Source organism: Pseudomonas sp. LRP2-20 (assembly GCF_024349685.1).
Lineage (GTDB): Bacteria > Pseudomonadota > Gammaproteobacteria > Pseudomonadales > Pseudomonadaceae > Aquipseudomonas.
The window spans coordinates 2,595,459-2,615,449 of the sequence record NZ_AP025944.1 but is presented as its reverse complement, the minus strand read 5'-3'; the positions used below and the strand labels follow the sequence as shown (position 1 = coordinate 2,615,449).

Here is a 19,991-nt window from a genome sequence, read left to right as displayed (position 1 = left end):
GCTGACACGAGCTTTCCGTCAGCCTGCGCCCGACCTTCGGTCGTGGTGACACCACGGGCATTCGATGTTCAGTCCACAGCTTATGCTGGGCAAGTTGTTAATGGGTGAACGTCCGCTATGGGTCGATAGCAGACGCACACGACCGGCTGCTTCCGACCCAAAGCAGACATGCCGCTCGAATGTTACGGGGTGGGTAACCCAACGCGGTGTGCTTCAGCGCTTTCACTCATCGGTTTCCCTTTAGCACCGGCTTATACCCGAGCAGGGCAATGGCCGGTTCAAGGCTCTCGTCCGGAGGCACCAGCAGGTCGTGAAGGCGTTCAAGGCTTGCCCTGCTGTGCTCGGCTAGCAGGCCCTGCGCCGCGTCGAGAACGTCGTGATGATTCAGGCGGCCCGGCAGCGATCACGCCAGAGGCCTCTCATGGTCAAAGGCGTGCCAGCTAGCGTAGCGACATGACTGCGTTTTGCACGGGTAACCGGGATTGCTCCGGGTGCTGCTGCAAGAAATGCTTGATCGCTTGGCCCTGCCAGTCCACGACGCACACGTTCACGGTGGCGTGAGGGACCGTGCATTCGTCCAGAGCGAGAAATCCGCAGTTCATCACGCCGTAGAGCGCGACCGGCTGAGCGACGGATGAGCAGTCGTACACCATCTCCCCAAGGTAGTTGAGCTTCCCTTGATTGACGGTGAACCGCAGCGGGCTGGAATACGGGCCCATGACCCCGCGGCGGTGCCCCAGGCGAGTGACTTCATATTCCCCGGCGGGCAACCACGCCGAGTAATCGTCCTTGGGCCCCCAGCCATAGGTCTTGTGACTATTGATGTCCTGGAATTCCAGGTAGGTGCCATAAGGGCCACCTCCTATCAGCGCGCCGACCACAAGGCCGGCATTTTGCGCGTTATAAGTGGTTGAATCCAATGCCATCTCAGTGGGTATTTGCGAGCAACCGGCCAATAGTCCTATCAGGCCGATTGCAACGATGTGGTGCGAGCAAAGCATTCCATTACCTCAGTAAAAAAAAGAGCACGCCGTTGGAATAGGCGCGCTAGACGGCAGCTACCGCCTTCACTAGGATGGCGGCCTTTCGCTTTCCTGTGAATCAAGGACGATACATCATCATGTTCGATTTCTACCAATGGCGCCTGTTTGGCGCCGTCAGCATCGCCGCCCTTTCCATCAGCGGGTGCAGTATCAACGGTTCCTATCCAGACGCCACCGAGCCCGACGCGGCAAAGCTGCGCTTCATCAGCAGCAATCAAAATTCGACGATGGATGTGTTCGACGCTGCCCATTGTGGCGGACAGACCACAGGGCTGCTCAACAACCTGTTCACCGCCAACACCCGGCGTCGCGCAGCCATGAGTGTCCCCGCGCCAAACGACGCCAAGGCTTATCTGGAGGTGCGGCTACAACCGGGCCGCGAGTTGTTTGTTCGTGCCAATACCTTGGGCTCCGCCAGTGTCTGCACCGTCGCGTTCAACTTCACGCCTCAGAGCGGTGGCGAATACGAAGCGAACTTCCGCTACGTGGGTAACAATTGCCTGGTCACGCTTAACCGGCTGCGCGAGATCGACGGGAAGGCGGTGCGTTCGCCCATCGTGCTAATCAACAAAGGCCTGCCCGCTTGCTCCGGCAGCAACCCGATTTTCTCCAAACCCACCCAGGCACAACCGCAGTCAGCAGAGCGTACGGCCTTGATCAGTCAGATCGTGGACGCCAGCGTCATAGCCAAGATGAAGTACGCTCCTGCCGACACCACTGCGCAGACAGCGTTGTTCGATAAGGGAATTGAGGAGCGCAAGCAGCGCCTGGGCTTCACCCTGCCGGATGCCTACTGGACCGAATACCGCCTTAATCTGGAGCAATCGGCCAACGACATGGCGAGTACCCAGGCGCGCTCGCTGCAGCTGTACAAGGATTACTACAGCAATAAACTGGGCCTGCTCGACACGCCGGCGATCAAGGAACTGCTTCCGGACAGTGAGACCGCAGACCGCAGCAAGGCGATGACCACCAATAACACTATGCTGGAGTATTACTACCGGACCCAGCGGGAACTTCAGAAAGAAGCATTCAGCGCGCATCAAGCACGCATGGCCGATCTGGACCAGCGCTTTGACGTATGCAAACGTTACCCGACGTGCTGGCAGAACTAGGTCGGGCCCAAAACGCACGATACGTGTGTTTCTGGAGCGGTCGGTCATTTAAGTGAGTCTATTGGATAGTCGCGGCGAGCATCGCCTTGGCCAGCATGTCCTGCTGCTCTTCTGGCTCAATGAGCTCCAGGCTGACCACCTCGCGATCGAGACGGCAGTTTTGAGCCCATTCTGATCCCCAAGCATGAGCGCCGTTACACCGGATTTGATGACAAAATCATCGCCATGTACGCCCGTGACATGACGGTCAGAGAGATCCGGGCCTTCCTTTCAGAGCAGTATGGAACCCACGCTTCACCCGACTTCATCAGCTCTGTGGCAGACGAGGTCGTGGAGGAGATTGGCGCGTGGCAACAACGGCCATTGGAGCCGATGTACTCGGTCATTTTCTTCGATGCGCTGCGGGTGAAGATTCGCGAAGAAGCCCTGGTACGCAAGGCCATTTACTTGGCGCTGGGTGTTCTCGCCGACGGGACGCGCGATATCCTTGGGATCTGGATCGAGAACACCGAGGGTGCGAAGTTCTGGATGAAGGTTTTCAACGATCTCAAGACACGTGGTGTCGAGGATGTGCTGATTGCCGTGACCGACGGCCTCGAAGGCATGCCTGAAGCCCTTAGCGCAGTATTTCCAGAGACGACGTTGCAGACGTGCATCGTACACCTGATCCGCAACAGCCAGGACTACTCGGCCTGGGACAAGCGCCGGGCACTAGCCAGAGAGCTGAAGCCGATTTACCAAGCCATCAATGCAGAAGCGGCTGATGAGAAATCGCCCCTGACTTGACCAAGCGTTTACATCCCACTTGACCACCTGTTTGCATCCGACTTGACCAGCCATTTGCATCGAATGTGACCTGTGCACGGGTACGTCTTGACCGGCGGAATCGACCCAAAGCAGACGTTCACTATTGGCTGCATACGGCCCCATGCCGTCAGTCGCTTACTGGCGTGTACCAAAGGGCTGCGGCGTCAGCATGAACATGTTTTTGTTTATGGGGTATGAAGGGTGTGTCGAGCGTGCCTAAGGCTATCGAAACCCAGTCGGCAAACTCCCCGTGCGATCGTGACCAGAACAAGGTCGAACCACACTCCATGCAGAACTCACGCACGACCTTCCGTGAAGAGGCATAGGCTTTGATCTGGCTGGAACCTTCTAATACTCGAAGCGCGCTGCGAGGAACGCTGCCGTACGAAGCGAACAACGCTCCGTGCCCTTTTCGGCACTGGCTGCAATGACAATGACTTACTGCTTGGGGTGCACCAATCAGCTCGAATCTGACCTTCGCACATAAGCAACTCCCCTGATAGACCTCAGCCATACGCCCGCCCATGCACGCAAAAGAACGCCAGCTTAATCTTCCGCATCCGAGCAGTCGACTGACTGCTATTGGCCGATTGCTGCCCCGCACGAAGGGCTGCTTTGGGTCGTTAGCAGCCATTCGCGACCGACCGCTATCGACCCAAAGCGGACTCGATCAACCCCGATGATTCCTGTGCAACGAGCCAAACATACAGGTATGTCCATCTGCGCATGAGTATTTGCAACGTTCAGAATCTGAACACTTCGAGCGCAGGTAATTGTTCAAACGCTGTACACCCTCCGCACTAATACGCCGGAATCTAGCCCCAGCAGCTCGTTGGCATGCCCTCTGCAATAAGCATCCTGACTACAACAACATAAAGGATGCTTAGCGTGGAAACCTTATTGCCACCCCAACTCTGGAACGAGCGTCTGTTCACCGGGAGCTGGGTTCCGGGTGAACTGCCCGTCACTACAGTCACCTCCCCTGGCAGTGGCCAGCCGCTGGGGACCTTGGCCAACGCTGGTACCAAGCAGGTGGAGCAAAGCGCGCAGGAGGCCGCCAAAGCCCAGCGCAACTGGTATGCCCTGCCCTATGACGAACGCGCCAGTGTGCTGCGCAAGGCGGCAGCCATCGCCGAGCAGTATCAGGCCGAGATCGCCGACTGGATTGTGCGTGAAAGCGGCTCGACTCAGTCCAAGGCAAGCTTCGAATCCTCCATCACCATCAAGTCGCTGCACGAAGCCTCGGCCCTACCATCGCGCAGCCAGGGCGAAGTGCTGCCCTCCACGGCCGGTCGCCTAAGCATCGCCCGGCGACGCCCTCTTGGCGTGATTGGGGTGATTTCGCCGTTCAACTTTCCGCTTTACCTGGCCATGCGCGCAGTCGCTCCGGCGCTAGCGTTAGGCAATGCGGTGGTGCTCAAACCCGACCCACGCACTGCGGTATGTGGCGGCCATGTGATTGCCCGGATCTTCGAGCTGGCTGGCTTGCCGGATGGGGTACTGCATGTGCTGCCAGGCGGCGCCGAGGCCGGCGCTGCACTGACGGCGTCACCCAACGTGGCGATGATCCAGTTCACCGGCTCCACGGCCGCTGGGCGCAAAGTTGGGGAAGCTGCCGGCCGCCACCTGAAAAAAGTCTCGCTGGAACTCGGTGGCAAGAACTCGCTAATTGTCCTCGACGATGCCGACCTCGATCTGGCCATCGCTAACGCAACGTGGGGCGTGTATCTGCACCAGGGGCAGATCTGCATGTCGACCGGGCGCTTGCTGGTGCAAAGAGGCATCTATGCCGCCTTCGTCGAACGCCTGGTGGCCAAAGCGCGCAGCCTGACCGTGGGAGACCCGACCAGCGGCCAAGTGCATCTCGGGCCGCTGATCAATACCGCCCAGCGCGACAACGCCCTACGCGTCGTCGAGGCCGCACGCGCTGCCGGGGCGACGCTTGCCACCGGTGGCTCGGCCGACGGGCTGTTCTTCCAGCCGACGGTGCTCAGCGATGTGCAGCGCGACAACCCTGCATTCCAAGAAGAGATCTTCGGCCCGGTGGCCGTGGTGGTGCCATTCGACAGCGACGACCAAGCGGTGGAGCTGGCCAACGACACTGATTACGGTCTGAGCGCCGCGATCCTTTCCCGCGACACTGGCCGCGCCCTGCGCCTTGGCGAACAACTGCGCACTGGGTTGTTACATATCAACGACCAGACCGTCAACGATGAGGTCATCAACCCGTTCGGCGGTGTCGGCGCGTCCGGCAACGGCACCAGTATCGGTGGTGCCGCCAACTGGGAAGAGTTCACCCAATGGCAATGGCTTACCCTCAAAGGCGAAGCCCCTGCCTACCCCCTGTAAACCCGGAGAACAATAACAATGACGACACCTCTTTTCCGCCCCATTCAAGCTGCCGTGACGCGCGGCAAAGGCGCACCTTTCGTCCTAGAACAAGCAGGTATCCGTGCTCCGCAAGGTGATGAAGTGCTAGTGCGCGTGGTCGCAACCGGCATGTGCCATACCGACATGATCGTGCGTGACCAGTACTACCCGGTGCCGCTCCCGGCGGTCTTGGGCCACGAAGGGTCTGGCATCGTCGAGGCTGTTGGCCCGCTGGTGCAGAACCTGGCGGTCGGCGACCACGTGGTGATGACCTACGGTTACTGCGGCCATTGCCTGGCATGCGACGCCGGACAGGCGGCTTACTGCCAAGACTTCTTCGGGCGTAACTTCAGTGGGGCCGGTCCCGAGGGCCAGCATGCCCTGCAGGATGCACAGGGCCAAGCCCTAAATGACCACTTCTTCGCCCAGTCTTCGTTCGCCACGTACGCCTTGGCGCGTGAGAACAACACCGTACGCGTGCCCAAGGAAGCACCAATTGAGTTGCTCGGCCCGCTGGGTTGCGGCATCCAGACCGGCGCCGGCGCGGTGATCAATTCGCTGAAGGTAACCCCTGGCAGCGCCTTTGCCGCCTTTGGCGGCGGTGCTGTTGGCCTTTCTGCCGTGCTGGCCGCGCAAGTCGCGGGGGCTGCAACCATCATCGCGGTCGACGTCGTGCCGTCACGCCTGGCTTTGGCCCTGGAGCTGGGCGCCACCCACGTGGTCAACAGCCGCGAGGCCGACCCGGTGGCTGCCATCCGGGAAATCACCGGCGGCGGCGTGCAGTTTGCCCTGGAGTCCACCGGCCGCCCGGAAGTGCTGCGCCAGGCCGTGGATGCCCTGGGTAGCCGTGGCGCGCTGGGGGTGGTCGGCGCACCGCCGCTGGGTACCACAGCGCAATTCGATGTCAACGACCTGCTACTGGGCGGTAAGGTCATTCGCGGCATCGTCGAAGGAGACAGCGTGCCGAAGAAGTTCATCCCGGAGCTGGTCAACCTGTACCTGCAAGGCCGCTTCGCCTTTGACAAGCTGGTGCGCTTCTACGACTTCGAACAGATCAACCAGGCCGCCGAAGACAGCGAGAAAGGCCTGACGCTCAAACCCATCATTCGTATCCAGAAGTAAGCGCCAGGGGGCGGCCATGCGCTGCCCCCACCCATAACAAGAACAACGGAAAACCTGTCATGACTAAAATCTCCAGCCTTGCCTGGGGCACGCTGGCCTGTGCGCTGGTTTCGGCCAAGGTCCACGCCGTAGACGTGAATGCCGGCGACTACACAGCGCTGCCACCGGGCACCAACGTCGCCGCCTGGTACCAGCAGTTCAGCCGCGCGGATCGCTTCAACGGCGATGGAGCACCCGACGCTACCCACAACACCAGCCTGCGCTCCAACATCAGCATCCTGCGCCTGATCCACTTCACCGAGATCGCCGGGATCACGGTGGACCCACAAATCCTCCTGCCTTTCGGCCACGTCTACGACGTGAAAGTGGGGGGCCAGTCGCTGGGCAGCAACAGCGGTATGGCCGACCCGATCATCGGTGCCACGTTCTGGCTGGTCAACCAGCCGGGCGTTGGCGCCAGCGGCCGCTACTTCGGCATTACCCCGCTGCTGTATCTGCCGTGGGGCCAGTATGACCGCGACGCCGGGGTGAACCTGGGCGAAAACCGCTGGAAAGGCGACCTGCAACTGGGCTGGGTGGAACCGTTGTGGGGCCGCTGGTCGATGGAGTGGTACGCCGATGCGGTGTTCTATGGCAGCAATGACAAGGCCGGCAGCGGCAGCCAGACCTTGCGCCAGGACCCGACCTACCAATTGCAGACCAACCTGCGCTATGACTTCAACCCGGCACAGCGCCTGGCGTTGGGCTTCTCGGCCAGTGAGGGCGGCAAGCAACAATTGTCGGGGGATTACACCGGGCAGAAGACCGAGATGCAGCAAGTGCGCCTGGAGTTCCAGCAGATGGTCGGCGAGACCGTGCAACTGAGCGGCCAGCTGACCCACGACACCCGCGTGGTAGGCGGCTTCCAGGAAGACAGCGGGGTCAACCTGCGGGCGCTGCTGCTGTTCTGATTCGCCCGGCCGCCTTGACGCGCTGCTGGCAGCGGCGCAACGTGCGCAATCAGTAGCGTGCCGCCAACCCTCAAAAGGTGTACTCATGGATCGCCTACAGCTGCAGTTGCATAGTGCCCGCCGGCAGTTTGCCGAAGGCCTGCCATTACCAGCGGGACTTCTGCCCGAGCCAATCGAGCGCTCGTGGGAACGTTCCCGCGCCGCCGGCCTCAGTCCGTGGCAACCGCGCCTGGCCCAAGGCCAGCTGGATGTACTGCCACTGACCGAGGCCGACAGTCAGCTGGCCGCCTGCGTGCAGCCAGAACTGGAGCGGCTGTGGGAGCTGATTGGCGATTCGCATTGGATGCTGTTTTGCGTTAATCCGGACAACCGTATCGTCCAGACGCGCAAACCAGCGGGCATCGACGGCCCTCTGTCGGCACTGCACATCGGGCGCCGGGTCAGCGAAGCCGATGTCGGCACTACTGCCCCGGCCTGCACGCTGATGGATGGCCTGCCGGCGATCGTAGCTGGCAACCAGCACTATCTGCAGGAGTTTGCCGAGTTTTTCTGCGTCAGCGTGCCGTTGCGCGGGGTCAATGGCGAGCTGCTCGGGGCGCTGGACCTGACCGGCATCGGCACCCGTAACGCCGGCACCATGCTCGAACGACTCAAACACGCCGCGCTGGCTACCGAAAACAACTTCTTCCTCAAAATGCAGGGTTGCCGCATCCTCGAATTGCAACACGATCCCAGACTGCTCGGGTCGCCGCTGCAGGCGCTGTTGGCGGTGCATGACGATGGTACGGTGCATGCGGCCAACCGTGCCGCGCAACAGTTGCTGGGTGTACCGAGTTACCGCCCTGAACGTCTGACCCTGGACCAACTGTTCGACCGCCCCAGCCACAACGGCCTGGACGGCTCGACACAGCTGCTGGCCCTGGCCGATGGCTCACGCCTGTATGGCCGGCTACTTGCGCAGCCCACCGCCAAGGCACGGTCGTTGCGGCCCAGCAGCACGACACTGGGCAGCGACCGGCGGGTCAACGCGCGCTTCGAGGATGCCTGTAAGGCCGTGGCCGGCAACCTGCCGGTGCTGATCACCGGGCCGACCGGCTCTGGCAAGGAAGTGTTCGCCAAAGCGCTGCATGCACACTGCTGCCCGCAGGCCCCGTTCGTAGCCATCAACTGCGCCGCCCTGCCCGAAAGCCTGATCGAAGCCGAGCTGTTCGGCTACACCGAGGGCAGTTTCACCGGCGCGCGTAAAGGCGGTGCCATGGGCCTGATGGAGTCCGCCGGCAACGGTATCCTGCTGCTGGACGAAATTGGCGACATGCCGTTGCCTCTGCAAAGCCGCCTTCTGCGGGCCTTGCAGGAGCGACAGATCACCCGCGTCGGCAGCACCAGTACGGTACCACTGAAAGCCCACGTGATCGCCGCCACGCACAAGGACCTGGCCAGCCTGGTGAGCAGCGGTGGTTTTCGCGAAGACCTTTTTTACCGTCTGGACGGCATGCGCGTAGCTTTGCCCGCACTGGAGCACCGGCTGGACAAGGTGCAACTGATCGACAGCTTTTTCCAGCGCCCGGGCGTCCCGCCGCTGGCGCCCGAGGCCCGGCGACAACTGCAGGTCTATCACTGGCCGGGCAACCTGCGGCAACTGGAAAACGTCGCGCGTCTCGTCGGGGTATTAGCCGTCGGCGAACCATGCATCGGCATGCGACACCTGCCTGATGAACTGCAGTGCGGGGCCATAGCGGTCTCTGGCAACCTGGCCGATGCCACTCGAGACGTCATTGAGCGCGTACTACTGGCCCATTCCGGAAACGTCAGCGCTGCCGCCAAAGAGCTCGGCATCTCCCGTACCACATTGTACAAGCGCCTGGCCAGGTTGGGTTCTCAGTGATATGACTGCTGCCGCAGGCGTTCCCTCTTCTTAGCGAAACCCCACCCACCGCGAGTGGCGGCTTTGGGTCGGTAGCTGCCTTTCGTGGCATACGACCCCATACGGACACAACCTGCTCTGATTTCGGCCATCCCGTCACGGAAGTACCTGTCGCCGCGCTTCTCGCCTCACCACCTCCGGCAACTGCACGATCGATTCTCCAGGCCTGAGCCATTGGACCGCCACATGCCTTTGAGCATGGGGCAACGTCGCACGCCGTACTGACAGTGTTCGCCCAGAGCATGATGGCAACCGTCCAACCCGCCTACCCTGCCACCCTGTCAAAGGCGTAATCCTTGAAAACCAACCACCCGATCCCATAAGAGCACTGTACATGCCTATCGACTTCAGACCCGCTCAAGCCTCGGACGCACAAGATATTGCGCGCTTCTTTCAACTGACATCGGAAGGCATGGCCGATTACATATGGAGCAAGCTTGCCGCACCTGGAGAAGCATTGCTGAGTGTCGGTGCGTCTCGCTATGCCAGGGAACAGGGCGACTTTTCCTACAAGAACTGCCTGATGGCCACTTTCGAAGGGCGCGTCATCGGAATGATGCATAGCTATGCCTTGCGCGAGACCCCTGACAGGCCGGTCGAGACAGACCCGGTCCTCGCGCCGTACTCCGACATGGAAATACCCGACACCTTGTACATATCCAGCCTGGCCCTGGATGAGGCCTGGCGCAGCCAGGGGCTGGGCGTCCAGTTTCTTCACCACGCCCAGCAGCGCGCTGAGGATTCTGGCCTGGATGGGCTATGCCTGATCGATTATGCAGAAAACCACGGTGCACGCCGCTTCTACGAACGTCACGGTTTTCAGATTGTTAAAACCTGCCAGATCGTTGCGCACCCGATGCTGGGCGTCACCGGTGAAGCCTATTTGATGTATCGCCCTAACCCCAACGTGCTCGAGAAAAAACCATGAACAAGAAACTCACCGTGTTCCGCGAACTGGATATCCAACCGGTGCGCGACCTTCCCTTTTTTGAAGAGGTCGTGGAAGGCACCCCTCACACGCTGACGTCCAAGTACTATCACGATGAACAGCAAGGTCGCATTTCCGGAGAATGGGAAGCCAGCACCGGAGCGTGGCGCATCGACTACAAAGTTTGGGAGTTCTGCCATGTGCTGAGTGGCTGCTGCGTCATCGAGCTTGACGGGTGCGCCCCCGTCACACTGACCGCCGGCGACACGTTCATCATCGAACCGGGCGCCAAGGGCAAATGGACCGTGCTGGAAGATATGAAAAAGAACTTCGTGATCCTCTTGCCTGCGAACTAGACGCGGGGTCGCGTTTCAACTGCATCTCATGGGCCGGCCTCTTCGCAGGGCAAGCCCGCTCCCACAGAATCACTGCCAACCTCACTGGCAGCCATGGGTCGAAAGCTGTCGGTCGAGGATCACTGCCTTCGGCCCATGACTGCCCGTAAGCTCAGAGGCGATCTTTGTGGGAGCGGGCTTGCCCCGCGAATACGGGCGCAGCCCGTGCCATGCATCTGCTTTACATGGGCCGGCCCCTTCGCGGGGCAAGCCCGCTCCCACAGAATCACTGCCAACTTCACTGGCGGCTTCGGGTCGCAAGCGGTCACCCGAACAGCTGATTTCGATTCCTGGCGGTTATCAGCCTCTGCCCTGTTTGAAGGCACTACCCGTCAGGTAGCAATGCTCGACGCGGCATTGACTCCTTCCAAGGTCGCAAAGGAAATGTCCTTTGCAGTGAGCAGGAAATCACTCATGAAAGGCACTTCGAGCATGTCGCTGCGCACCGCCGCGTACAGCGTCGCCTGCAAGCCTTTTTCGCCCAGGCGCCTGGCGACCACATAGCCCCGCGAGGTGTACTCATGCACCGCCCAGTTTGGCAGGCAGCACACACCCCGGCCGCTGGCCACCAGTTGCATCATCATGACGGTCATCTCTGCAGTACGTACCTGAGCCGGCTCGATATCGGCCGGGTCGAGGAAGCCAGTGAAGATGTCCAGGCGGCTGCGCTCGATCGGGTAGGTGATCAAGGTCTGGCCGGCGATATCGGCAGGTTGCACATACGGTTTTGCGCACAGGGCATGATGCTTGTCGATGGCCAGCAGGGCCTCATAGCCGAACAGCGGCACGTAGGTAATACCCGGCAAGGTCAGCGGGTCGGAAGTCACCACCAGGTCGAGGTCGCCGCGCTCAAGGGCCGGCAGCGGCGCGAACGACAAGCCCGAGGCCAGGTCCAGTTCAACCTCCGGCCAGGCACTGCGAAACGCATCCAGCGACGGCATCAGCCACTGGTAGCAGCTGTGGCACTCGATCGCGATGTGCAGGCGATCGGCCGTGCCGTTGGCCAGCTTGCTCAAGTTGCGCTCGGTGGTACGGATCAGCGGCAGCACTTGGTCGGCCAGTTGCAGCAGCTTGAGGCCCGCAGTGGTGAAGCGTACCGGTTTGGACTTGCGCACGAACACCGCCATGCCGACACGGCTTTCCAGCTCCCGGAACTGATGCGACAGCGCCGACTGGGTCAGGTGAAGGCGCTCGGCGGCTTCAGGCATGCTGTCGGTTTCGCGCAAGGCATGCAGGGTGCGCAGGTGTCTCAGATCGATCATGGGCAGCAGGCAAGTTCGGCGTAAATAATCGCTATCATCCTGACGGTCGAGGTTCGTCACTTGCGCGAGAGTTCGCTGCGAACGATCTCTGCCCCTGCACTCAAGGCGCGCAGCTTGCCGCTCGCGACCCGACGCGGTAGCGGCGCCATGCCACAGTTGGTGCAAGGGTAGAGCTTGTCGGCATCGACGAATTGCAATGCCTTGCGCAGGGTATTGGCGACTTCCTCAGGGGTTTCAATCGCGTGGTTGGCGACATCGATGGCACCGACCATCACTTTCTTGCCACGGATGAGTTCGAGCAGGTCCATCGGGACATGGGAGTTGTGGCATTCCAGCGAGATGATGTCGATGCTGGACTTCGCAAGCTTGGGGAAGGCTTGTTCATATTGCCGCCACTGCGAACCCAGGGTCTTCTTCCAGTCGGTGTTGGCCTTGATGCCATAGCCATAGCAGATATGCACCGCCGTTTCACACTTCAGGCCTTCGACCGCCCTCTCCAGGGTGGCTACACCCCAGTCATTGACCTCGTCGAAGAAGACATTGAAAGCCGGCTCATCGAACTGAATGATGTCAACGCCAGCGGCCTCCAGCTCCCGCGCCTCCTGGTTGAGGATCGTGGCGAACTCCCAGGCCAGTTTTTCACGGCTCTTGTAATGGCTGTCATACAGCGTATCGATCATGGTCATGGGGCCTGGCAGCGCCCACTTGATCGGTTGCCGGGTCTGCTGGCGCAGGAACCTGGCATCTTCGACAAACACCGGCTTTTGCCGCGCAACGGCGCCCACTACTGTCGGCACGCTCGCATCATAGCGGTCACGGATCCTGACGGTCTTGCGCTGGTCGAAGTCAACGCCGCTCAGGTGCTCGATGAAGGTGGTGACAAAGTGCTGGCGCGTCTGCTCGCCGTCACTGACGATATCGATGCCGGCGTGCTGCTGCTCTTGCAGGGCCAGGCGCAGGGCATCCTGTTTGCCTTCAGCCAATGCCTCGTCTTGCAACTTCCAGGGTGACCAGAGCGTCTCGGGTTGAGCGAGCCAGGAAGGTTTCGGCAAGCTGCCGGCAGTGGAAGTGGGTAGCAGTTTTTTCATGGTGTATGACCTTGTATGCCGGGTAATTCAAGCCGCGTAATGAGCGGACCACTGCGCGAGCACATCGTGGTAAGGCTTGATGAAGTGCTCCTCGACAAAGCGCCCCTGTTCGATGGCCAGCCGGCTACGCTCCTCGCGGTCATAGACGATCCGCGTCAATGAGTAATCCTGATGCTGCAAGCTGGGCTGGTAAGACTTGCCTGCAGCAGAATTCGCGTTGTAGATCTCGGGCCGATAGATCTTCTGGAACGTATCCATGGTGCTGATGGTGCTGATCAGTTCCAGCGCCGTGTAGTCGCCGAGCAAGTCACCAGAAAAATAAAACGCCAAGGGCGCAACACTGTTCGGCGGCATGAAGTAACGCACCTTCAGGCCCATTTTTTCGAAATACTCATCCGTCAGCGAGTCTTCATCTTGCTGATATTCAACGCCCAGTACCGGGTGCTGGTTTTCAGTTCGACGATACGTTCGGCTGCTCGAAACGCTCAGGCAGATAACCGGTGGCTTGGCAAAATGTTCTTTATACGCCGTTGAGTTGACGAAGCATTTGAACAACTTACCGTGCAGTTCACCAAAGTGCTCAGGCGTGCTGAAGGCTGCCTGGTCTTTATTGTGCTGCAGCAGTAATACACTGAAGTCGTAATCGCGCACATAAGAAGAGAAATTGTTGCCGACCATGCCCGTGATGCGCTGACCGGTGGTGCGATCGACAATGTTCGTTTTCAGCATTTCAATCAAGGGTAGCGCGTGATCGCGGCGCTCATCCCCCATGTTCATTGCGACAGAAACAATTTCAAGCTCGACCCTGTAACGGTCCCCGGCAGGATTGTCCCAGTGCGCCAGGGTGTTGAAACGGTTGTCGATCATCTTCAACGTGTTACGCAAATTCTGCTGACGGCTCGCGCCTCTGGCCAAATTGGCGAAGTTGGTAGTGATACGCGTTGTTTCCGCAGGACGATAGTTTTCGTCAAAACGGATGCTCTTGATGAAAAACTTGAAATGTGTGGGCGTCATGATCGACCGTCTCACTCAAATATTTAATTAATCTCTTATGGGTGCGCATTCTAGGTTGAGGGGCTGTTCGCGTGGAACTGAATTGATTTCACAGAACCTTTAGCCACGCTCATGACAGGCGCTGCAGCTACCGTTGAAGTGCAGGCTGTGGTCTATGCTGAACCTTCTCTGGTGAAGGAGTTACCCCATGTCAAAGCTTTATCCCAGTATTGATCCCGAGGGCCTGGTCGAGTACTCGGTGGTGTACACCGACCGTTCGCTCAATCACATGTCGCAGGCCTTTCAAGGCGTGATGAAAAACATTTCCAGGACCCTGAAACAGGTCTACAACGCCCAGGCCGTTGCGGTAGTCCCGGGCAGCGGTACCTTCGGCATGGAGGCGGTAGCGCGACAGTTTGCCAACGGCCAGCAATGCCTGGTGATACGCAACGGCTGGTTCAGTTATCGCTGGAGCCAGATCCTTGAGATGGGCAACATCCCGGCGGCCACCACGGTGCTGAAAGCCCGGCCGATCGACACGGGGCGCCAGGCGGCCTACGCCCCGCCCCCTCTGGACGAAGTGCTGGCGGCCATTCAGACGCACAAGCCGCAGGTAGTCTTCGCCCCCCACGTCGAAACCTCCTCCGGGATGATCCTGCCCGACGATTACCTGCGGGCCGTTGGCGACGCCGTGCATGCGGTTGGCGGCCTGTTCGTGCTGGACTGCATCGCCTCCGGCACGCTGTGGGTCGATATGCAGAAGTGCGCAGTCGACCTGCTGATCAGCGCCCCCCAGAAAGGCTGGAGCGCCTCCCCTTGCTGCGCCCTGGTGATGCTCAGCGCCTTGGCCCTCGAGCGCATCGCGCAGACCCAGAGCAGCAGCTTTGCCTGCGACCTGAAAAAGTGGCTGCAGATCATGCAGGCCTACGAACAGGGCGGCCATGCCTACCATGCGACCATGCCCAGCGATTCACTGGCGCGCTTCAACGACGTCATGAACGAGATGCAAGCCTACGGTTTCGACAAGCTGCGCCACGAACAACAGGCGCTGGGCGATCGGGTGCGTGCCATGCTGGCTGGCAAGGGCATCAAGATCGTGGCCGCGGCCGGCTTTCAGGCCCCAGGCGTGGTGGTGAGCTACACCGATGATGCCGACATCAAGACCGGCAGGAAATTTGCCGAGCACGGCCTGCAGATAGCCGCCGGCGTGCCGCTGCAATGTGACGAGCCAGCCGATTTCCAGACCTTCCGCATCGGTCTGTTCGGGCTTGAAAAACTGCACAACATCGAGCGCACGGTGAGCATCCTTGAGCAGGCACTGGACGAAGTGATGGTGAGCTGAGCGGCGAAGTTGGCGATCAGCGCACCTTCAGCAAGTGATCCAGGGACAGCCTGCCCGCCCCGCGCGCGATCAACAGCAGCAGCAACCCTGCCCAGGTCAGGTGGGTGGGCCAGGCATCGGGGTAGACGAACACCTCGATCACCGTGGTCATGCCCAGCAGTGCCAGCGCCGACAGGCGGGTCATCAGGCCCAGCACCAGCAGCAGCGAGAACAGGTGCTCGGCGTAGGTGGCCAGGTGTGCCGCCAGCCAGGGGGAAATCAGCGGCAAGGCATACTCGGTGCGAAACAGCTCGTAAGTGCTCGGCGTGATGGTCAGCAAGCCTTCGACCTTGGTGCGCCCGGAAAGGAAGAACACCGAGGCAATGCCGAACCGCGCAACCAGGCACAGTACGCTGTCGCTCAGGTGCTGTTGCAGGGACTCGGCAAGCCGGTTCCAGGCGTGCCGCAGGTTGCTGGCCAAAGGCGTGGGGTGGACGTGGTCCATGGTGGTTTCCTCAGGGAAAGCTCAGCGGGCAGAAGACCTGTGCACTGATCAGGCGGCCGAGCAGGTCGCTGAAGTCCAGGTCCGGTTGGGTGTGTTGGGCAAACGATGAGGCCTGTTCAAGGGGCTGCCCGGCTGCGCAGGCTTGCAGGAACGCACAACCGCCCTGCTCCAACGGCTGGTGGCTGACGCCCTCGGGGCTGCCGACGAACAGCACGCCTTCGCCGTCCCAGGGCTGATCGTCTGCCCACTCCAGCTGCTCGCGGCCGCAGCGCCACAGGCGGTAGGCCGGGTGCTCCGCGCACCAGTGCCAGCGGGCATTGTCACGGGGGTACAAGACGCTACGCGCAAGGTCGCCGGCCGTCATGCCGGCCAGCTCGGCAAGGTCGAGGCAAGGTGCATCGACTGCGCTGAAGGCCTCGTTCCAGCAGGTATCCAGCCGCGCAACCGCGGCCAGGTACGGCACGCCATGTTGTGCCTGCGCCTGTTCGAGAAAGTCGGCGAAGCCTGCGCCGTAATGGATCAGCCGGGGATCGCCGGGCGGCATTTGCCCTGCGTAGGCCGCCGCCACAGCCTCCATCCATTCGCGCCCGACCAGGGTCAGGACGCTGGGGAAGTTGGCACACAATGCCTCCACGCAACCGGCCATGACCGTGTTGCGGTACACCGCGAACGCCGGCTGCCTGGTGAGCGCCGCCAGGCCCGGTGCCGGGCGCCCCTGCAAGGCTGCAACGAAGGCGTCCTGAAACTCGCTCAAGGTCAGGTTCATGGCTGCACTCCCGGGCCACTCAGGGCCGACTGGGCCACGGCGCGTTCGCCCAGCAGCTCGGTGAAAGGCGGAACATTGCCATCACGCTCGACCAGTGTCGGGCGCGGGCCGATTCGTGCGATCAGGCGCCGGTAAAGCGCCCAGACCGGCTCGGCGATGCGCGCATCATGGGAGTCGATCAACAAACTGCCTTGCGCATCATGGCTGTAACCCGCCAGGTGCACTTCGCTGATGGCCTGCGCCGGAAAACGGTCCAGGTAGTCACTGGCACTGAAGCCCAGGTTGTGGGCACTGACGTACACGTTGTTGACGTCCAGCAGCAAGCCGCAGCCGGTGCGCCGGGCCAGCTCGGCAAGGAAATCGATCTCATCCCAGTCGTGCCCGTCCAGCTGCAGGTAGTGGCTGGGGTTCTCGATCGAGATCCGCCGCCCCAACGCTTCCTGGCTGCGCTGGATGTTGCGGGTGATGCGGACCAGGGCCTCGCTGTTGCGCGGGAATGGCAACAGGTCGGGGTGATAGGCACCGCGCCAGGTCGACCAGGCCAGGTGCTCGGACACCAGCACCGGCCGGGCCTGGTCGATCAGCGTGCGCAAACGCTGCAGGTGCAGCGGGTCCGGGTCGGCATCGGCCGCCAGCGACAGCGCCACCCCGTGCAGCGACAGCGGATGGCGCTCAGCGATGCGCATCAACCAGGCAAGGCGCGGGCCGCCGACCATGTAGTTCTCCGGGTGGACCTCGTACCAGAGCCCCTCGGCGCGGCACGCGAGCGCCTGGGCATAGTGCTCGGCCTTGAGCCCGATGCCGGCGCCCAACGGTAGATTGCCGTTCATGGTCGGCCTCCCCTGCTCAGGACTTGATCGGTGTCAGCGAACCCATGCCGGCCGGGGTCTTGATCGAGGTGCAGGTGCCGGCCGGGACGTTTTTCCAGTGCATGCCGTCGTAATCCTTCTTCGCAGAACCGGCACAGGTGGTACCGGCACCGGCCTTGCAATCGTTCTTGCCGGCCATGGCGACGCCGTAGCATTTTTCCATGGCGGCGCCGCTGCCGGCTGGCTGGGTCGGGGTGGCCGCCAGGGCGGCGCTTGCCAGCGAAGCGAGGGCCAGGGCGGCGGTGGCGAGGGCTAAGGTTTTCATGTGGAAGTCTCCTGGGTCTGTGGCCGTGGCATTTTTACCGGCGGCTCATGGAGTAGTTCGCGGCGTGCGCGGATCGGGTTACAGCCCTGGAAAAATTTTTCGCTCAACTGGCTGCGGCGACCTAACGTTTCAATCCAGGGGGCGCATGCGTGGGTGCCATGCATCGCTAACGGTCGGCTCACAGTAAATGCACCCAGGGTGTAACCCAGGCGGCCCATGCAGCGAACTAACTCACAGGCAGTACTCGAGGCGCGCGAGGCCCAGCTGCAAACTTTGCTGCTGGGTGGGCTCGCGGGCGATGCGCAGGCCTACCGGGCATTTCTTGCGGCCCTGGCGCTGCATATCCGGGCGTTTCTGCGCCGGCGCCTGGCCAATCGCCCGGCCGAGATCGAGGACCTGCTGCAGGAGGTGCTGCTGGCGGTGCACAACGCGCGGCATACTTACCAGGCACAACAGCCGTTGACCGCCTGGGTGCAGGCGATCGCCCGCTACAAGCTGGTCGATTACCTGCGCAACCGGGCCCGCATCGATGCGCACAACGCGCCACTGGATGACGATGCCGAACTGTTCGCCAGCAGCGATGCCGAGCCGGCCGAAGCCAGCCGGGACCTGGCCAGGCTGCTGGAGCAACTGCCGGCGCGTCAGCGCCTGCCGATCGTCCACGTCAAGCTGCAGGGGCTGTCGGTGGAAGAAACCGCACAACTGACCGGGCTTTCCAGCTCTGCGGTCAAAGTGGGCATACATCGCGGCCTGAAGGCACTGGCCAGGTTGATTGGAGGCAAGCATGAAGACCGATGAGCTGATCAGCCTGCTGGCCGCAGGCGAAGGCCCGGTACAGCACAACGCAACCGGCAGGCGCCTGGGGCTGGCCATGCTGCTGGGCATGCTGGCGGCCGTGCTGATGACCGTGGCCCTCTACGGTGTGCGCAGCGACCTTGCCGAGGTGGCGCGCACCCCGCTGTTCTGGGCCAAGGTGGCCTTGCCCAGCAGCCTGGCGGTGCTCGGGCTGTGGCTGACCAGCCGGCTGGCAAGGCCCGGCGTGCGCGGTGGCATGGCCTGGGGGCTGCTTGGCCTGCCCCTGCTGCTGCTGTGGCTGGGCGCGGCGCTCAGCCTTGCCGGCGCCCCCCTCGAGGCGCGCGCCGACCTGCTGTTCGGCCGCACCTGGCGCACCTGTGCGCTGAACATTACCTTGCTGTCGCTGCCGGGGCTGGTGAGTGTGTTCTGGGCCTTGCGCGGCCTGGCACCGACCCGCTTGCGCCAGGCCGGCGCAGCAGGCGGCCTGCTGGCCGGGTCTACGGCGACCTTGGCCTACTGCCTGCACTGCCCGGAGATGGGCGTGCCGTTCTGGGGCCTGTGGTACGTCCTCGGCATGCTGCTGCCAACCGCACTCGGCGCGTGGCTGGGGCCACGGCTGCTGCGCTGGTGAGCCTGCCCGCAAGCATTGCTCAGTCGCGCCGCAACCAGCTGATGAACTGGGCAAACAGCTCCGATTGCGAGTTGATTTCCAGCTTCAGGTAGAGGTTCTTGCGGTGCATCCGCACTGTCTCTGGCGAAATGCCCAGCTCGTGGGCCGTGGATTTCACCGAATGCCCCTGCAGCACCATCTGCGCCACTTGCCGCTCGCGCTCGGTCAGCACCCCGCAACCGAAACTGTCGAACGCAGCCTGCACGCTCCCTTTCGCTTCCGGCTGCTGCGCCAGCCCGTGCCGGGCAAAACGCATCAGCAGCTCGCGCACCATCGGTTCCACTGCCTGCAACAGGTGCAGCTGCGCCACGCCCAGGCGTGCACCGCTGCAGCCCTGGAACAGGCTCAGGGAGATCTTGCTGTCATTGCCCAGGTCGACGATGAAGTAGCTGTCCTCGCTGCAGCCGGTGCCCAGGTAATAGGTCTTGTAGTAGTCGCTGTCGAAGAAGTTGTCCGGGGCGATGTCTTCCAGGTGGTAGAAGCCTTGGGCCAGGCCCTTCTCCACCGCCAGGCAGAACGGGTCAAGCAGGTAACCCGCGGCGAAATAGCGCTCCAGCACCGCCTCGTGGTAACGGTGCGGAATGCCCTGCTGGTACAGCAGCTGTGGTGGCTGGCCCTTGCGCTCAAGGCTGATCAGCATCGATTCGGCGGCCACCAGCTGGCTGATGGCTGCCGCCAGCCAGCTCAGCGCGTCCGGGCCCTCGCTGTGGGCGAAGGCCTGTTGCAGGGCGCTGTGCCATTGCTGCAGGGCATGAAACGGCAGGTTTATTGTGGTGTTTTCGTGTGCTCGGCTCATGCCCCGC

The 19,991-nt window shown here is 61.8% G+C and carries 20 protein-coding genes and 1 pseudogene; 11 read left to right on the top strand and 10 right to left on the bottom strand.

The window, feature by feature from the left end; genetic code table 11:
* Window positions 1-440: 440 nt before the first annotated feature.
* A complete protein-coding gene (locus OCX61_RS11560; protein ID WP_261944301.1) occupies window positions 441-926 on the bottom strand; it encodes a hypothetical protein in 486 nt (161 codons plus the stop codon).
* Between the two features lie 194 nt (window positions 927-1,120).
* Here OCX61_RS11560 and OCX61_RS11555 point away from each other — a divergent pair, with 194 nt between their 5' ends.
* Both OCX61_RS11555 and OCX61_RS11550 read left to right on the top strand, forming a co-directional pair.
* Window positions 1,121-2,158 carry a hypothetical protein gene (locus tag OCX61_RS11555; protein ID WP_261943918.1) on the top strand — a complete coding sequence of 346 codons (1,038 nt, stop codon included), beginning with the start codon at window positions 1,121-1,123 and terminating at the stop codon, window positions 2,156-2,158.
* A gap of 138 nt (window positions 2,159-2,296) precedes the next feature.
* Window positions 2,297-2,920: pseudogene (locus OCX61_RS11550) on the top strand (IS256 family transposase); the annotation flags it as partial.
* 172 nt (window positions 2,921-3,092) lie between these two features.
* On the opposite strand, the gene OCX61_RS11545 reads toward OCX61_RS11550, so the two are convergent.
* Window positions 3,093-3,479: a GFA family protein gene (locus OCX61_RS11545; RefSeq protein WP_261943916.1), complete on the bottom strand. Its 387-nt coding sequence runs from the start codon at window positions 3,477-3,479 to the stop codon at window positions 3,093-3,095.
* 365 nt (window positions 3,480-3,844) lie between these two features.
* On the opposite strand from OCX61_RS11545, the gene OCX61_RS11540 reads away from it, so the two are divergent.
* The 6 genes from OCX61_RS11540 to OCX61_RS11515 all read left to right on the top strand — a co-directional run bounded on the left by OCX61_RS11540 (window position 3,845) and on the right by OCX61_RS11515 (window position 10,615).
* Complete coding sequence (locus OCX61_RS11540) at window positions 3,845-5,314, top strand: benzaldehyde dehydrogenase (RefSeq protein ID WP_261943915.1); 1,470 nt, start codon at window positions 3,845-3,847, stop codon at window positions 5,312-5,314.
* Window positions 5,315-5,332: 18 nt separating this feature from the next.
* Complete coding sequence (locus tag OCX61_RS11535) at window positions 5,333-6,457, top strand: NAD(P)-dependent alcohol dehydrogenase (RefSeq protein ID WP_261943914.1); 1,125 nt, start codon at window positions 5,333-5,335, stop codon at window positions 6,455-6,457.
* A 59-nt stretch (window positions 6,458-6,516) separates the two neighbouring features.
* Window positions 6,517-7,407: a transporter gene (locus OCX61_RS11530; RefSeq protein ID WP_261943913.1), complete on the top strand. Its 891-nt coding sequence runs from the start codon at window positions 6,517-6,519 to the stop codon at window positions 7,405-7,407.
* An 85-nt stretch (window positions 7,408-7,492) separates the two neighbouring features.
* Window positions 7,493-9,292, top strand: a complete 1,800-nt coding sequence (locus OCX61_RS11525; RefSeq protein ID WP_261943912.1) for a sigma-54-dependent Fis family transcriptional regulator — start codon at window positions 7,493-7,495, stop codon at window positions 9,290-9,292.
* 373 nt (window positions 9,293-9,665) lie between these two features.
* Window positions 9,666-10,259, top strand: a complete 594-nt coding sequence (locus tag OCX61_RS11520) for a GNAT family N-acetyltransferase (RefSeq protein WP_261943911.1) — start codon at window positions 9,666-9,668, stop codon at window positions 10,257-10,259.
* On the top strand, window positions 10,256-10,615 hold the full coding sequence (locus OCX61_RS11515; RefSeq protein WP_261943910.1) for a cupin domain-containing protein: 360 nt from the start codon (window positions 10,256-10,258) through the stop codon (window positions 10,613-10,615). Before OCX61_RS11520 ends, OCX61_RS11515 begins: the two co-directional genes overlap by 4 nt.
* A 371-nt stretch (window positions 10,616-10,986) precedes the next feature.
* Here the strand turns inward: OCX61_RS11515 and OCX61_RS11510 are convergent, their stop codons facing one another.
* The 3 genes from OCX61_RS11510 to OCX61_RS11500 are packed head-to-tail and all read right to left on the bottom strand — an operon-like array spanning window position 10,987 to window position 14,018.
* Window positions 10,987-11,916 carry a LysR family transcriptional regulator gene (locus tag OCX61_RS11510; RefSeq protein ID WP_261943909.1) on the bottom strand — a complete coding sequence of 310 codons (930 nt, stop codon included), beginning with the start codon at window positions 11,914-11,916 and terminating at the stop codon, window positions 10,987-10,989.
* Between the two features lie 56 nt (window positions 11,917-11,972).
* Window positions 11,973-13,004 carry a methionine synthase gene (locus OCX61_RS11505; protein WP_261943908.1) on the bottom strand — a complete coding sequence of 344 codons (1,032 nt, stop codon included), beginning with the start codon at window positions 13,002-13,004 and terminating at the stop codon, window positions 11,973-11,975.
* 27 nt (window positions 13,005-13,031) lie between these two features.
* Window positions 13,032-14,018 carry a DUF1852 domain-containing protein gene (locus tag OCX61_RS11500; RefSeq protein ID WP_261943907.1) on the bottom strand — a complete coding sequence of 329 codons (987 nt, stop codon included), beginning with the start codon at window positions 14,016-14,018 and terminating at the stop codon, window positions 13,032-13,034.
* Between the two features lie 187 nt (window positions 14,019-14,205).
* Between OCX61_RS11500 and OCX61_RS11495 the strand changes: the two genes are divergently transcribed.
* Entirely contained in the window at window positions 14,206-15,339 is a 1,134-nt protein-coding gene (locus tag OCX61_RS11495; RefSeq protein WP_261943906.1) for an aminotransferase class V-fold PLP-dependent enzyme, read from the top strand.
* Between the two features lie 16 nt (window positions 15,340-15,355).
* Here the strand turns inward: OCX61_RS11495 and OCX61_RS11490 are convergent, their stop codons facing one another.
* From OCX61_RS11490 to OCX61_RS11475, 4 genes are read right to left on the bottom strand one after another with little or no spacing between them, the layout of a single operon-like run.
* Window positions 15,356-15,823, bottom strand: coding sequence for a DoxX family protein (locus OCX61_RS11490; protein WP_261943905.1), 468 nt, complete (start codon window positions 15,821-15,823; stop codon window positions 15,356-15,358).
* A gap of 10 nt (window positions 15,824-15,833) precedes the next feature.
* The gene (locus OCX61_RS11485; protein ID WP_261943904.1) at window positions 15,834-16,589 is read right to left on the bottom strand and encodes an HvfC/BufC N-terminal domain-containing protein; all 756 of its coding nucleotides are present in this window, start codon (window positions 16,587-16,589) and stop codon (window positions 15,834-15,836) included.
* On the bottom strand, window positions 16,586-17,419 hold the full coding sequence (gene bufB, locus OCX61_RS11480) for an MNIO family bufferin maturase (RefSeq protein WP_261943903.1): 834 nt from the start codon (window positions 17,417-17,419) through the stop codon (window positions 16,586-16,588). The genes OCX61_RS11485 and bufB overlap by 4 nt, the downstream gene beginning before the upstream one ends.
* Before the next feature lie 16 nt (window positions 17,420-17,435).
* The gene (locus tag OCX61_RS11475; RefSeq protein WP_261943902.1) at window positions 17,436-17,723 is read right to left on the bottom strand and encodes a BufA1 family periplasmic bufferin-type metallophore; all 288 of its coding nucleotides are present in this window, start codon (window positions 17,721-17,723) and stop codon (window positions 17,436-17,438) included.
* Window positions 17,724-17,939: 216 nt separating this feature from the next.
* Here OCX61_RS11475 and OCX61_RS11470 point away from each other — a divergent pair, with 216 nt between their 5' ends.
* Together OCX61_RS11470 and OCX61_RS11465 are read left to right on the top strand one after the other, a co-directional pair.
* Window positions 17,940-18,521 carry a sigma-70 family RNA polymerase sigma factor gene (locus OCX61_RS11470; protein WP_261943901.1) on the top strand — a complete coding sequence of 194 codons (582 nt, stop codon included), beginning with the start codon at window positions 17,940-17,942 and terminating at the stop codon, window positions 18,519-18,521.
* Window positions 18,508-19,149 carry a DUF1109 domain-containing protein gene (locus OCX61_RS11465; RefSeq protein WP_261943900.1) on the top strand — a complete coding sequence of 214 codons (642 nt, stop codon included), beginning with the start codon at window positions 18,508-18,510 and terminating at the stop codon, window positions 19,147-19,149. The genes OCX61_RS11470 and OCX61_RS11465 overlap by 14 nt, the downstream gene beginning before the upstream one ends.
* A 19-nt stretch (window positions 19,150-19,168) precedes the next feature.
* On the opposite strand, the gene OCX61_RS11460 is transcribed toward OCX61_RS11465, so the two are convergent.
* Entirely contained in the window at window positions 19,169-19,984 is an 816-nt protein-coding gene (locus tag OCX61_RS11460) for a helix-turn-helix transcriptional regulator (protein WP_261943899.1), read from the bottom strand.
* Window positions 19,985-19,991: the final 7 nt, after the last annotated feature.

Excerpts from the sequence above, each read along its gene's own strand:
- OCX61_RS11465 (WP_261943900.1), top strand. The coding sequence starts at position 18,508 with ATGAAGACCGATGAGCTGATCAGCCTGCTGGCCGCAGGCGAAGGCCCG.
- OCX61_RS11520 (WP_261943911.1), top strand. The coding sequence starts at position 9,666 with ATGCCTATCGACTTCAGACCCGCTCAAGCCTCGGACGCACAAGATATT.
- OCX61_RS11495 (WP_261943906.1), top strand. The coding sequence starts at position 14,206 with ATGTCAAAGCTTTATCCCAGTATTGATCCCGAGGGCCTGGTCGAGTAC.
- OCX61_RS11560 (WP_261944301.1), bottom strand. The coding sequence starts at position 926 with ATGGCATTGGATTCAACCACTTATAACGCGCAAAATGCCGGCCTTGTG.
- OCX61_RS11530 (WP_261943913.1), top strand. The coding sequence starts at position 6,517 with ATGACTAAAATCTCCAGCCTTGCCTGGGGCACGCTGGCCTGTGCGCTG.
- OCX61_RS11460 (WP_261943899.1), bottom strand. The coding sequence starts at position 19,984 with ATGAGCCGAGCACACGAAAACACCACAATAAACCTGCCGTTTCATGCC.
- OCX61_RS11540 (WP_261943915.1), top strand. The coding sequence starts at position 3,845 with ATGCTTAGCGTGGAAACCTTATTGCCACCCCAACTCTGGAACGAGCGT.
- bufB (WP_261943903.1), bottom strand. The coding sequence starts at position 17,419 with ATGAACGGCAATCTACCGTTGGGCGCCGGCATCGGGCTCAAGGCCGAG.
- OCX61_RS11515 (WP_261943910.1), top strand. The coding sequence starts at position 10,256 with ATGAACAAGAAACTCACCGTGTTCCGCGAACTGGATATCCAACCGGTG.
- OCX61_RS11510 (WP_261943909.1), bottom strand. The coding sequence starts at position 11,916 with ATGATCGATCTGAGACACCTGCGCACCCTGCATGCCTTGCGCGAAACC.
- OCX61_RS11490 (WP_261943905.1), bottom strand. The coding sequence starts at position 15,823 with ATGGACCACGTCCACCCCACGCCTTTGGCCAGCAACCTGCGGCACGCC.
- OCX61_RS11535 (WP_261943914.1), top strand. The coding sequence starts at position 5,333 with ATGACGACACCTCTTTTCCGCCCCATTCAAGCTGCCGTGACGCGCGGC.
- OCX61_RS11525 (WP_261943912.1), top strand. The coding sequence starts at position 7,493 with ATGGATCGCCTACAGCTGCAGTTGCATAGTGCCCGCCGGCAGTTTGCC.
- OCX61_RS11485 (WP_261943904.1), bottom strand. The coding sequence starts at position 16,589 with ATGAACCTGACCTTGAGCGAGTTTCAGGACGCCTTCGTTGCAGCCTTG.
- OCX61_RS11500 (WP_261943907.1), bottom strand. The coding sequence starts at position 14,018 with ATGACGCCCACACATTTCAAGTTTTTCATCAAGAGCATCCGTTTTGAC.
- OCX61_RS11470 (WP_261943901.1), top strand. The coding sequence starts at position 17,940 with ATGCAGCGAACTAACTCACAGGCAGTACTCGAGGCGCGCGAGGCCCAG.
- OCX61_RS11555 (WP_261943918.1), top strand. The coding sequence starts at position 1,121 with ATGTTCGATTTCTACCAATGGCGCCTGTTTGGCGCCGTCAGCATCGCC.
- OCX61_RS11475 (WP_261943902.1), bottom strand. The coding sequence starts at position 17,723 with ATGAAAACCTTAGCCCTCGCCACCGCCGCCCTGGCCCTCGCTTCGCTG.
- OCX61_RS11505 (WP_261943908.1), bottom strand. The coding sequence starts at position 13,004 with ATGAAAAAACTGCTACCCACTTCCACTGCCGGCAGCTTGCCGAAACCT.
- OCX61_RS11545 (WP_261943916.1), bottom strand. The coding sequence starts at position 3,479 with ATGGCTGAGGTCTATCAGGGGAGTTGCTTATGTGCGAAGGTCAGATTC.